This is a genomic window from Amycolatopsis sp. NBRC 101858, from assembly GCF_030269325.1.
Lineage (GTDB): Bacteria > Actinomycetota > Actinomycetes > Mycobacteriales > Pseudonocardiaceae > Amycolatopsis > Amycolatopsis ponsaeliensis.
Genome location: NZ_BSTD01000001.1, coordinates 2,609,268 through 2,620,993, shown reverse-complemented (window position 1 = coordinate 2,620,993; position 11,726 = coordinate 2,609,268). Strand labels below are relative to the sequence as shown.

Sequence of the window (11,726 nt, the reverse complement as noted above, 5' to 3'; positions counted from 1 at the left end):
AGATTAGGTCGAACCTCAGATTAGGTCCGACCCACTCACTGGGTCAAGCACAATCTTGGGTCCGACCCAGTAGAGTGACGCCCATGAGCGAGGGACTCCGGGCCCAGAAGAAGCACGAGACCAGGAAGACCATCTCGGACGTGGCGACGAAGCTGTTCATCCGCAACGGCTTCGAAGACGTGACGATCGCCGAGATCGCCGCCGAGGCGCGGGTCGCCAAGATGACCGTGACCAACCACTTCCCGCGCAAGGAAGACCTGGTCTTCGACATCCGCGTGGACTTCACGGCCTGGCCCGCCACCCTGGTCCGCGACAGCGTCTTCCACGACACCCGCGAGCTCTACTTCGAAGCACTGGGCGCCGAGCACGCGCTGGTCGGCTTCTCGGGTCCCGGCTTCGTGCGGATGATCAAGGAGAGCCCGGTCCTGACGAACGCCCTGCACGAGATGCACCGCGAGCGCGAGGCCGCCCTCACGCACCTCCTGGTCCGGCGCCACCCCGAGCAGGGGCTCGAGCCGGTGCTCGCCGCCGCGCACCTCGCCACCGTGCTGCGGGTGCTCTTCCAGGAGGTCTCCGACCGGACCCTCGAGGACGAGAAGGGGATCGCCGACGCGGTGTGGCCCACCGCCGAACTGGCCTTCGACCAGCTGGAACCGGTGCTCGGCCGGTACTAGCGCGCGGCGCCGGCCGGCCGCGCGTTGCGCAGCTCGGGCTCGGGCGCCCCGGCCACCTTCAGCACGCGCATCGAGCGCACGGCCCGCGCGTCCGACGGCGCCAGCAGCGCCGAGAACCGCCGCACGACCAGCGCCGTGACCACCGCCAGCAGAGCCGCGGCCAGGTCGGTCAGCGCGACGAGCACGACGCTGTCGGCCATCGACTGGACGTCGTCGCGGAAGCGCCAGACGATCGTCACGCCCAGCAGCACCCAGTTCAGCAGCCAGGCGCCCCACCACACGAGCACCTGCCGCGACGGCTTCGGCCGGACGTCGCGCGGGCGGCCCAGCACCGCGTGCTCCAGCTCGCCGGCGACCGACAACGCCATCGGCAGGTTCGCGATCGGGACGAGGACGCCGACCAGCACCTGCCACACCGGCCGCGGCGGGTCGTCGCCCGAGACGTCCGCCGCCGCCCGGCGGGCGACCAGCAGCCACCAGAGCGACAGCCCGGCAGGCAGCAGCGCGAGGATCGAGGCCAGCAGGCCCGCGGTGAGCACGAAGCCGTCGGAGAACGCCACCACCGAGCGGTTCAGCGCGGACTCGCGGCCCTGGACGAGCAGCACGTACCGCCAGACCTCCGCGCCCGCGGCGACCACGGAGAGGACGGCGAACGCGAAGAGGACGCCGATCAGGCTGCGGCTGAGTACCGGCATCCGGTCGATCGGGCGGACCTCGTCGGACGCCGTGCCGGGCACCGACGTCGGGCGGCGCCAGACCAGGTTGGGGAAGCCCCAGCGCGGCGGCACCGGGTACGACGGCGGCCCGAGGTAGCGCTCCGGCGGGGTCACGCGGCGACGCGGCCACGCGCCCGGCGGCGGGGTCGCCACCCAGCGCAGCTTCGGCCGGTGCGCGGGACGGCGGTGGTACGGGTACGACTCCGGCTGGGCGGCCAGCATCCGGCCCTGCTGTTGCTGGGCGTTCGGCAGCGGCGCTTGGCGCGGCCAGTACCCCGGGGGGTACTGCGGAGGCTGACCCGGCTGCAAGGCTAGATCACTTCGGGATCGATGCCGGGGTGCTCGCCGACCATCGGCCGGCCTTCGCGCTGCCACGCGCCCATGCCGCCGGCGACGTTCACCGCGTCCCAGCCGCTCTGGTTGAGCCACGCGGTCGCGCGGGCGGACCGGCCGCCGCTGCGGCAGATCACGTGGATCGGCTGGTCGTCGGGCAGGCCGGTCAGCTCGCCGACGCGGGCGGGCAGCTCCCCCATCGGGATGTGCACCGCGCCGGGCGCGTGTCCGGCGGCCCACTCGTCGTCTTCGCGGACGTCGAGCAGCACGAGGCCGTCCTTGGGCAGGTCGCGGACCTCGGCGGTCGGCAGTTCAGCAGGGCTCACCACGATCTCCATGCTGCCATGCGGGGGCGTTGCCCGCGCGTGAGGTGGACAAGAGAAAGGGCCCCCCGATCACCGGGAGGCCCTTTCGCCGGGAAATCAGTGCGTGACGGCCTTCTCGGCGCCCGCGCCGGTCAGCGCGCGCACCTCCATCTCCGCGTACTTCGCGGCGTTGCGCTCCTTCGACAGGACCGTGCCGAGCCAGCCGAGCAGGAACGCGGCCGGGATCGAGACCAGGCCCGGGTTGTCGAGCGGGAACCAGTGGAAGTCGACGCCCTGGATCATCGAAGCGCTCTTGCCGGTCTTCGCGTCCACCGGCTTGCCCGAGACCGCCGGCGAGAAGACGATCAGCACGATCGTGACGACCAGGCCGCCGTAGATCGACCACAGCGCGCCCTGGGTGTTGAACCGCTTCCAGAACAGCGAATACAGGATCGTCGGCAGGTTCGCCGACGCCGCCACCGCGAACGCCAGGGCCACCAGGAAAGCGACGTTCTGGCTCTTCGCCAGGATGCCGCCCGCGATGGCCAGCGCACCGATCACCAGCGCCGTGATCCGGGCGACGCGGACCTCGCCGCCGGTCGAGATCTGGCCCTTCTTGATCACGTTCGCGTAGACGTCGTGCGCGAAGGACGCCGACGCCGTGATCGTCAGGCCGGCGACCACCGCGAGGATCGTCGCGAACGCGACCGCGGAGATGAACCCCAGCAGCACCGGGCCGCCGAGCTCCAGAGCCAGCAGCGGGGCCGCCGCGTTCGTCGTGCCCGGGGCCTTGGAAATCTTGTCGGGCCCGACGATCGCGCCCGCGCCGTAACCGAGGACCAGCGTGAACAGGTAGAACACGCCGATCAGCACGATGGCCCAGACCACCGAGCGCCGCGCGTCCTTCGCGGTCGGGACCGTGTAGAAGCGCATCAGGACGTGCGGCAGGCCCGCCGTGCCGAGCACCAGCGCGATGCCGAGCGACAGGAAGTCGAGCTTCGTCGTGCCCGTCTTGCCGTACTGCTTGCCCGGGTCGAGCAGCGCCGCGCCGCCCTTGCCGCCCTTGTCGACGGCGGCCTGGAACAGGCTGGACAGGTTGAAGCCGTACTTGCCGAGCACCCACAGCGTCATCGCGAACGCGCCGACGATCAGCAGCGCCGCTTTGATGATCTGCACCCAGGTGGTGCCCTTCATGCCGCCGATCAGCACGTACAGGATCATGATCACGCCGACGACGGCGATCACGACGTCCTGCCCGGCCTCGCCTTCGATGCCCAGCAGCAGGTTGACCAGACCACCGGCGCCCGCCATCTGCGCCAGCAGGTAGAAGAACGAGACGACGAGCGTCGAAATGGCGGCCGCCGCGCGCACCGGTGTCTGCTTCATGCGGAACGCGAGGACGTCGCCCATCGTGAACTTGCCGGTGTTGCGCAGCAGTTCCGCGACCAGCAGCAGCGCGACGAGCCACGCCACCAGGAAACCGATCGAATAGAGGAAACCGTCGTAACCGTTGACGGCGATCGCGCCCGCGATGCCGAGGAACGACGCCGCCGAAAGGTAGTCGCCGGAAATCGCGATGCCGTTCTGGGGACCGGTGAACGCGCGACCTGCGGCGTAGTAGTCCGACGCCGTCTTGGTGTTCCGGCTGGCCCGGAACACGATCACCAGCGTGATCGCGACGAAGACCAGGAAGATGATGATGTTGAGCGTGGAGTTGCTGCCCTCCACGCCCGCCGCGAGGGTCATTTGCCGGGCACTCCTTCGATCTGGGCGCGGATCTCGTCGGAGACCGGGTCGAGCTTGCGGTTGGCGTAGCGGACGTAAAGCCCGGTGATGACGAACGTCGACACGAACTGCAGGAGGCCGAAGACCAGGCCGACGTTGATGTTGCCGACCAGCTTGGTGCTCATGAAGCCGTGCGCGTAGTCGGCGAGGAGCACGTACAGGAGGTACCAAAGCAGGAACAGCGCGGTCATCGGGAACACGAACACCCGCAATCGGCGGCGCAGGTCCGTGAATTCGGGGCTCCCCTGGATGCTCTCCCAGTCGGTCTGCGGCTCCGCGCCACCGACGTCGTGTTCGGTGCTGCTCACAGCGGATCTCCACCTCTTTTCCGTTCTGGTTCTGGCCGTACTGGCAGAAACCAACGGAACGTATGGGGCGACCGTGTTATTCGTAATCCCTCGATCGGGTAATAATTTCTTACTGACGGTCAGCGTGTTACTTGCGGTGCCGGCCCCGGCCGGCGATTCGCGTCTTTTCTTCGGCTTGTCCGAATCGCGCGACCGCCCTGTCCCGCATGAAGCCGAGCGGATCGGGCGCGTGCAGCCGCAGCATGATGTCGTGCACGTGGTCCGGGCGGCCGTACCCGGTCGCGCGGCTGACGAAGTACGTCGTCACGAACGCGGCCGGCACGGTGATCAGGGCCGGCTGGTTGACGAACCACGGCGCCCAGCCGCCGGTGTAGCCGCTCACGACGTTGACGATCAGCGCGGCCAGCACGAGCCCGCCGCCGACGAACATCCCGGCCAGCGCACCCGGCCAGGACAGCTTGCGCCACCAGATGCCCAGCACCAGCAGCGGGCTGAATGTCGACGCGGCGAGCGCGAACGTCAGCCCGATCGACAGCGAGATGTCCTCCGACCGCAGCGCGAGCGCCAGCGCGATCGGGAACAGCGCGACGAGCACGGTCGCGACGCGGAAGTCACGGACCCGGCCGGGCAGCAGGTCGGTCGACACCACCCCGGCGACGCTCACCAGCAACCCGGACGTGCTGGACAGGAACGCCGCGAACGCGCCCGCCGCGGTGACCGCGCCGAGGACCTGGCCCCAGATCCCCGGCAGCATCGCCGAGGGCAACCGCAGGATCGCCGCGTCCGTCTTGCCGGTGACCAGCAGCTCCGGGACGTACATCCGGGACAGCGCGCCCAGCAGCGTCGGGAACAGGTAGAACAGGCCGAGCAGCAGCAGGACGTGCACGGTGGTGCGGCGCGCGGCCTTGCCGTCGGGGTTGGTGTAGAAGCGGACCAGCACGTGCGGCAGGCCCATCGTGCCCAGGAACGTCGCGAACATCAGCGAGTACGTCTGGAGCAGGTCGGTGAAGCTGCCCGACCCCGGGTGCAGCCAGTTCGCGTTGTCCGCGCTCGCGTCGCTGACCACCGGTACCGGCGTGCCGGCCAGGAACTTCAGCGTGGTGCCTTCGGAAACCGTGTGCGGGGCCAGCGGGGTCCAGTGCGTCGGCCCGGCGGCCGGGCCGTTGTCGGTGCGCCCGTAGGCCCAGAGGTAGGTGTCGCTCCGGACGTGCAGGGTGACGTCGGTTTGGACGTCCACTGTGGTGTCGCTGGTGAACACCGGCGGCGCGGGCGCGCCCAGCGGGCGGAAGCCGTCCGGGCCGCCGCCGGCGAAGAAGACCATGCACAGCACGAACGCGGGCACCGAGATCGCGAACAGCTTGAGCCAGTACTGGAAGGCCTGGACGACGGTGATCGCGCGCATGCCGCCGGCGATCACGTTGAACGCCACCAGGATCATCACCACGACCGCGCCGGCCCAGACCGGCACCGGCAGGATCGTCGCCAGCGTCAGGCCGGCGCCCTGCAGCTGCGGGACCATGTAGAGGATCCCGATGAACACGACGAACGCCGTGGAGAACCGGCGCAGGCCCTTCGAGCCGAGCCGCATCTCGACGAAGTCGGGCAGCGTGTACGCGCCGGAGCGCCGCAGCGGCGCCGCGACGAAGAGCATCAGGGCGAGGTAGCCCGCGGTGAAGCCGATCGGGAACCACAGCGCGTCGGCGCCGTCCTTGAGCACGATCCCCGCGATGCCGAGGAACGACGCCGCGGACAGGTACTCACCGGAGATCGCGGCGGCGTTGCGGCGGGACCGCACGGTCCGCCGGGCGACCAGGAAGTCGTGCGTGCTCGTGGCCGAACGCGAAGAGCGGTGGCCGAGGAAGAACGTCACCACGGCGACCAGCACGATGCCGGTCAAGGCCCACGGGTTCAGCTGCACGGGGGAATCCTCGCACGAGTCGTGCGGAAACTAGTTTTCGATCATGTCCACGAACGCGCGCTCGTTGCGTTCGGCCAGGCGGTTGTACCAGATGCCCACGCCGAACAGGAACGGGAACGGCAGGACGCCCAGGATCAGCCAGGCCACCGGGATGCCGACCACGCTCAGCCGGGAGAACCCGGGCAGGAAGTAGAACAGCACCGGCAGCGAACCGAACACGACGACGACGAGGCCGGCCAGCAGCATCGCCGTGCGCAGCTGGACCTTCACCAGGTGGTCCTTCACGAGCAGCTTTCCCCAGCTGGTCTGCTCCTCCAGCTCGACGCGGGCGCGCAGGGTGCCGCTGCCGCGACGCGGGTCGTTGAGGATCACTCGTTCGCGCTTGGGCCGGGCGTGGTGGTCCGGCTTCGGCGCCGGCTCGTTCTCCGGCGCCGGCGGGAGCGACTCGACGACGGCCTGCTCCGACGGCTGGGGCAGCGGCCGCTGCGGGCGGACGCGCCTGCCGAGCGTCGGATCGGGCTCTCGCACGCCGTTCGCGCGGCGGTCGTAGAAGTCGTCGCTCATGACCTGGCCCGGCTCAGCCGTTCCGGCCCGAACCGACCAGCCGGTCCTTCAGCGCGCGGGTGTGCCGCCGGCTGACCGGCAGCACCTTCTCCTCGTTGCCGATGACGACCTGGTAGCCACCCTGGCCCATGCGCAGCTCGGTGATGAGCGGCAGCGCGACCAGGAACGACCGGTGGATCCGGACGAACCCGGCCTTCTCCCAGCGTTCCTCGAGCTGGGCCAGCGGGATGCGGACGAGGTGGCTGCCTTCGGTGGTGAACAACCGCGCGTAGTCACCCTGCGCTTCGACCCAGCGGACCGAGGAACGCGGGATGAGCTTGGTGGTGCCGGCCAGCTCGACCGGGATGACCTCGTCGTCGTTCTTCACGCCCGGCTCGCCGCCGAGCGCGCCGGGCGCCGGCGCCGCGGCCGAAGCCAGCTTCTCGATCACGCGCGTGATCGCGCGGTCCAGGCGATCCTGCTGGTACGGCTTGAGCACGTAGTCCAGTGCGCCGAGGTCGAAGGCGTTGACCGCCTCTTCGGCGTGCCCCGTGACGAACACGAGCGCCGGCGAGGGCCGGAGCGCGGCGAACACGCGGGACATCTCCATCCCGGACAATCCGGGCATGTCGATGTCGGCGAAGACGGCGTCGACGATCGGCAGGCCACGCTCCTTGCGGTCGCGTAGCCTCGGGTCGTCGGTCGACAGCAGCCGCAGGGCCTCCGACGCGTCGATCGCCGGGAACACCTTCGCGACGTGCGGGCTGTTGCGCAGGCAGTGGACTAGTTCGTCCAGACCTCGAGGCTCGTCGTCCACAGCCAGGACCACGAGCTTCCGGGTGTCATCGTGAGCACTCACAGTGAAACGCATCCTGCCCATTGCCGAGTGCAATGTCCAGCCCCCGTCTGCCTGATGTGGCGGGACCCCGCCGGTGACGCCGCCACCAGCGGGGTCCCTCGCTATCAATGCACGAACGTGAACCAGTTGAGGTTCACGAAGTCGGCGGGCTGGCCGCTCGTGAACGTCACGTACACGTTGTGCGTCCCGGTCACCCCGCTGATGTTCGCGGGGACGGTGCGCCAGCTCTGCCAGCCGCCGGTGTTGCCGACCGCGAAGCTGCCGATCGGGGCGTTGGACAGGCTGTCCAGCCGGACCTCGACCAGCCCGCTGACCCCGCCCGCGGCCCCGGACGCCACGCGCGCCTGGAAGTTCGTCGCCGCGCTGCCGCCGAAGTCGACGTTCGGGTAGAGCGCCCAGTCACCGTTGCCGGCCGGGCCGATGTTCTGGCCGCCGCCGGTGTCGCTGGTCGTCTGCTTGGCCAGGCCGTTCTGCTGGGTGTACGACTCGGCCTGGATCGTGCTGTACGCGCTGCTGCCGCCGCCGGGCGGAGTCGTCGTGGTCGGCGGGGTGGTCGTGCCGCCGCCACCTCCGCCGCGGGTGGTGACCGTCACGTAGTCGACGACCATCGGGCGGCCCGGCACGATCCCCGGCCCCGGCGTGGTCGTGCCGGAGTTGTTGTTGGGGAACGCGCCGCCGATCGCGACGTTCAGCAGCACGAAGTACCCGGAGTGGCTGGTCATGTTGGCCCACGTCGTCGCGTCGACCTGGTTCTGGCTGACGGAGTGGAACTGCTGCCCGTCGACGAACCAGCGGAACACCTGCGGGCTGACGCTCGCGTCCCATTCGAAGCGGTAGGTGTGGAAGGCCGACTGGCAGCTGCTGCCGGGGCACGCCCGGTTGGCGACGATGCCGGTGGTCTCGTTGCACGGGCCGCCCGGGTTGACGCCGCAGTGCAGGACGCCCCAGACGGAGTTGATCCCGTTGACGTTCTCCATGATGTCGAACTCGCCGACGGCGGGCCAGTTCCACCAGTTGCCCCGGTAGGGGCCGCCGAGGGCCCAGAACGCCGGCCAGTAGCCGAGCGCGGCCGCGCCGGTGACGTTCGGCATCTGGATCCGGCTTTCGATCCGCAGGACCCCACCGGACGGCGGCTTGAAGTCGGTGCGCTGGGTTTCGATCCGCGCCGACGTCCAGTTGCCGGAGCCGTCCCGCAACGGCGTGATGCGGAGGTTGCCGGCGCCGTCCTGGGAGAGGTTCGACGTGCTCGACGTGTAGTTCTGGATCTCGCCGGTGCCCCAGTTGCCGGGGCCGCCGGGGTAGGCGTGACCGGTGTCGATGATCCAGTTCGAGCCCGACGGCAGGGTGTTCGCACCGCCGGTGAAGTCGTCCGCGAAGACCGTGGTCCAGCCCGATTCGGGCGGCGGGATGGACGCGGCGGCGGGCAAGGTCAGCGGAATGGCGATGAGCGCGGCGCCGAGCACGGCACCGAGGGCGAGTCTTCGGGAGTGGGGCATCGGGTACGACCTCCTCGTCGTCCGGATTTGTTGCCGATCGCAACAAAGCCCGTTCACAAGGACACCCGACGCCCCACGGCAACTCCAGAGGGGTTACGCGGGGAGAGTGATACAGGTCACAAAGTCTGCCCGGAAGTACTCAAACCGGACACCTGGCTTCAGTGCTTCTCGGCTGACCCGTGCTCGCCGAGACGCCCCAGACGATCTGCCTGACCCGACCACCGACTGGCGGCGGTGCTGCGCCACTCCGTGACCGCCTGAGCAAGAACCGACCACTGCCCCAGCTCCGCGGAAGCCTGGAAAGCGCGCGCGAAGTCGTGGACGAACTGCGCCTGCTCGTCCTCGGACAGCACATCCGCCCGCGGAACTCCTCGAGGAGCGCCGCAGCCGCCACGCCCCGCGGCAGGTGGGCCAGCACATTGCGCAGGGCACGAGCCGCCGCGACCGATCCCTCGGAAGCCGAGTGAGCCCGATCCTCCCTGGTCAACAGGAGGGCAGCACCGTCACGGCGACGGACTCGGACGTCGCCCTCGTCAGCGAGGGCAGCGACGCTCGTCAGAGGCCGAAGCGGGACCACGCCGCCTTCTGGGTCACCGCGTCCAGCACCGCCGATGCCGCCGCCGGGGCTCCGACGCCGAGGCGGGCGAGGAGGGGTCGCTTCGGCTCGGCCACCGAGATGTCGGCGTCCGGGTAGCGCTCGGTGATGATCTGGCGGAGGCTGCCCAGGCCGTCGATCAGGCCGAGCTCGTGCGCCTTCGCGCCGAGCCAGACGTCGCCGGTGAACAGGTCCTCGGTGCCGGTCAGGCGGTCGCCGCGGCGTTCCTTCACCCAGCTCACGAACAGCTCGTGGAGCTGGGTGTGCATCTTCTTCAGCCACTCGACGTCTTCGGGCTTCTCGGGCGAGAACGGGTCGAGGCGCGACTTGTTCGCGCCCGCCGTGTGCAGGCGGCGCTCGATGCCGAAGCGCTCCAGCAGGCCGGTGAACCCGAAACCACCGCTGATCACGCCGATCGAGCCGACCATCGACGTGCGGTGCGCGTAGATCTCGTCCGCCGCGCAGGCCAGCCAGTACCCGCCGGAGGCGGCGACGTCCTCGCAGAACGCCAGGACCGGCACGCCCTTCTCGTCGGCCAGCTGCCGGATCCGCTCCGCGACCAGCCCGGACTGCGTCGGCGCGCCGCCCGGCGAGTTGATCAGCAACGCGACCGCCTTCAGCCGCTCGTGGCCGAACGCCCTGGTCAGCGCCGTTTCGACCGCGGCGAGGTTGATCGCGCCCCTGGCCAGCGGCGACGGCGACGGCGTGATCACGCCGTGCAGCTTCACCACGGCCACGACGTCCTTGCGCTCCACGCGGTCGGCGAGGACCGGGATCCGCGAAGCCAGCTTGTCCGTAACGCTCATAACGCCAGGCTAGCCGGGATTCAGCCCATGGGGAGGATGCCCGAACGGGTGCCGTTGACGCCGTTCACCTCGGCGCCGTTGAGCTGGGCCGGACCGCCCTGCGACGGGACCTCGGCGTCTTCCGAGCTGTAGTCCGGCATGTTCGGGCGGACGCCGGGGACGAACTTCGGCACCCGCAGCGTCACCTTCATGCCGGCGCCGGGCGCGGTCTCGACCATCACCGCGTAGTCGTTGCCGAAGACCTGCTGCATGCGCTGGCTGATGTTGCCGAGCCCGACGTGCGCGCCGGTGCTGTGCGCGTTCTTGACGTCCTTCAGGCGCCGCGGGTCCATGCCGATGCCGTCGTCCTCGACGCTGATCAGCGCCTCGGTGCCGTGGTCCTGCGCGATCACCGTGACGCAGCCGCCGCTGGGCTTGCTGGCCAGGCCGTGCTTGACCGCGTTTTCGACGAGCGGCTGGATGATCAGGAACGGCACGACGACGCTGAGCACCTCGGGCGCGATCTTCATCCGCACCTCGAGCCGGCCGCCGAAGCGGGCGTTCTCGATGGTCAGGTAGCGGTCGATGTTGCGCAGCTCCTCGGCGAGCGAGGTGAACATGCCCGACGAGCGGAACGAGTAGCGCGTGAAGTCGGCGAAGTCCTGAAGCAGCTCTCGCGCCTCTTCGGGGTCCGTGCGGATCAGCGCGGAGATCGTGTTGAGCGCGTTGTAGACGAAGTGCGGCGAGATCTGCGCGCGCAGGGCCTTGATCTCGGCCTGCTGGAGCTGCTGCTTCGACTCGTCGAGCCGGGACAGCTCGAACTGCGTGCAGACGAACTGGGCGACGGCGTCGGCCATCTGCACCAGGCGCCCACGGGTGCGGCCGACGACGATCAGCGCCGCCTCGGTCTCGCCCTCGACCAGCAGCGGCACGATGACGGCCGTCTTCATCCGGCAGGTGCCGCGGTGGTTGCACGGCATCCGGTCGTGCGCGACGACCTCACGGCGGTGCTTGCGGATGGCCGCGCCGATCGCGTCGACGAGGTCGACGTAGTGCTCGTTCGCCTCGCCGTCCCACGACAGCAGCGTGCCCTCGCTGTCGGTGATGCCGACGGCGACGCAGTCGAGCATCTGCAGCAGCTGGGTGGTGATCTTGTCGGCGGCGTCCTCGTCCAGGCCGGAGCGGAGGTTCGGCGCGGCCTTCGACATCCGGTGGACGGCCTGCAGCATGGCGTCTTCCACCACGCTGGCCGGCTTGCGCTGCTTGACGAGCAGCACGATCACCACGATGCCGAGCAGGGCCGCGACCCCCCAGGGGACGACCTGCGCAAGCGGAAACCCGGACACGGCGTCCATGCTCTGCGCTCGACCAACCGGGTGCAAGGCCTGATCCCACTTTCTGTCCAACTG

Annotated in this window: 11 protein-coding genes; 1 reads left to right on the top strand and 10 read right to left on the bottom strand. The window is 69.8% G+C overall.

Features of this window, described 5'->3' with window-relative positions; translation table 11 throughout:
• Positions 1-83 precede the first annotated feature (83 nt).
• Positions 84-674: a TetR/AcrR family transcriptional regulator gene (locus QSK39_RS12745; protein WP_285477797.1), complete on the top strand. Its 591-nt coding sequence runs from the start codon at positions 84-86 to the stop codon at positions 672-674.
• Here the strand turns inward: QSK39_RS12745 and QSK39_RS12740 are convergent.
• From QSK39_RS12740 to QSK39_RS12695, 10 genes are all read right to left on the bottom strand, one after another.
• Positions 671-1,699: a DUF4328 domain-containing protein gene (locus tag QSK39_RS12740; protein WP_285477796.1), complete on the bottom strand. Its 1,029-nt coding sequence runs from the start codon at positions 1,697-1,699 to the stop codon at positions 671-673. The genes QSK39_RS12745 and QSK39_RS12740 overlap by 4 nt on opposite strands.
• Before the next feature lie 2 nt (positions 1,700-1,701).
• Complete coding sequence (locus QSK39_RS12735; RefSeq protein WP_284743312.1) at positions 1,702-2,061, bottom strand: rhodanese-like domain-containing protein; 360 nt, start codon at positions 2,059-2,061, stop codon at positions 1,702-1,704.
• 84 nt (positions 2,062-2,145) lie between these two features.
• Complete coding sequence (locus tag QSK39_RS12730; RefSeq protein ID WP_285477795.1) at positions 2,146-3,774, bottom strand: monocarboxylic acid transporter; 1,629 nt, start codon at positions 3,772-3,774, stop codon at positions 2,146-2,148.
• Positions 3,771-4,121, bottom strand: a complete 351-nt coding sequence (locus tag QSK39_RS12725; RefSeq protein WP_285477794.1) for a DUF485 domain-containing protein — start codon at positions 4,119-4,121, stop codon at positions 3,771-3,773. The genes QSK39_RS12730 and QSK39_RS12725 overlap by 4 nt, the downstream gene beginning before the upstream one ends.
• Positions 4,122-4,248: 127 nt before the next feature.
• Positions 4,249-6,039 (bottom strand): sodium/solute symporter, encoded by a 1,791-nt coding sequence (locus QSK39_RS12720; RefSeq protein WP_285477793.1) that lies wholly within the window; start codon positions 6,037-6,039, stop codon positions 4,249-4,251.
• A 30-nt stretch (positions 6,040-6,069) separates the two neighbouring features.
• Positions 6,070-6,603, bottom strand: coding sequence for a DUF485 domain-containing protein (locus tag QSK39_RS12715; RefSeq protein ID WP_285477792.1), 534 nt, complete (start codon positions 6,601-6,603; stop codon positions 6,070-6,072).
• A 13-nt stretch (positions 6,604-6,616) separates the two neighbouring features.
• Positions 6,617-7,453, bottom strand: coding sequence for a LytR/AlgR family response regulator transcription factor (locus QSK39_RS12710; protein ID WP_196425823.1), 837 nt, complete (start codon positions 7,451-7,453; stop codon positions 6,617-6,619).
• 92 nt (positions 7,454-7,545) lie between these two features.
• Positions 7,546-8,937: a carbohydrate-binding protein gene (locus QSK39_RS12705; protein ID WP_285477791.1), complete on the bottom strand. Its 1,392-nt coding sequence runs from the start codon at positions 8,935-8,937 to the stop codon at positions 7,546-7,548.
• A 555-nt stretch (positions 8,938-9,492) separates the two neighbouring features.
• Positions 9,493-10,338, bottom strand: a complete 846-nt coding sequence (locus QSK39_RS12700; protein ID WP_285477790.1) for a S49 family peptidase — start codon at positions 10,336-10,338, stop codon at positions 9,493-9,495.
• A 20-nt stretch (positions 10,339-10,358) separates the two neighbouring features.
• On the bottom strand, positions 10,359-11,672 hold the full coding sequence (locus tag QSK39_RS12695; protein WP_285477789.1) for a histidine kinase: 1,314 nt from the start codon (positions 11,670-11,672) through the stop codon (positions 10,359-10,361).
• Positions 11,673-11,726: the final 54 nt, after the last annotated feature.

What these genes read in the sequence shown, in the direction of transcription:
- QSK39_RS12745 (WP_285477797.1), top strand. Translation starts at nt 84, where the DNA reads ATGAGCGAGGGACTCCGGGCCCAGAAGAAGCACGAGACCAGGAAGACC.
- QSK39_RS12735 (WP_284743312.1), bottom strand. Translation starts at nt 2,061, where the DNA reads ATGGAGATCGTGGTGAGCCCTGCTGAACTGCCGACCGCCGAGGTCCGC.
- QSK39_RS12730 (WP_285477795.1), bottom strand. Translation starts at nt 3,774, where the DNA reads ATGACCCTCGCGGCGGGCGTGGAGGGCAGCAACTCCACGCTCAACATC.
- QSK39_RS12715 (WP_285477792.1), bottom strand. Translation starts at nt 6,603, where the DNA reads ATGAGCGACGACTTCTACGACCGCCGCGCGAACGGCGTGCGAGAGCCC.
- QSK39_RS12710 (WP_196425823.1), bottom strand. Translation starts at nt 7,453, where the DNA reads ATGCGTTTCACTGTGAGTGCTCACGATGACACCCGGAAGCTCGTGGTC.
- QSK39_RS12705 (WP_285477791.1), bottom strand. Translation starts at nt 8,937, where the DNA reads ATGCCCCACTCCCGAAGACTCGCCCTCGGTGCCGTGCTCGGCGCCGCG.
- QSK39_RS12700 (WP_285477790.1), bottom strand. Translation starts at nt 10,338, where the DNA reads ATGAGCGTTACGGACAAGCTGGCTTCGCGGATCCCGGTCCTCGCCGAC.
- QSK39_RS12695 (WP_285477789.1), bottom strand. Translation starts at nt 11,672, where the DNA reads ATGGACGCCGTGTCCGGGTTTCCGCTTGCGCAGGTCGTCCCCTGGGGG.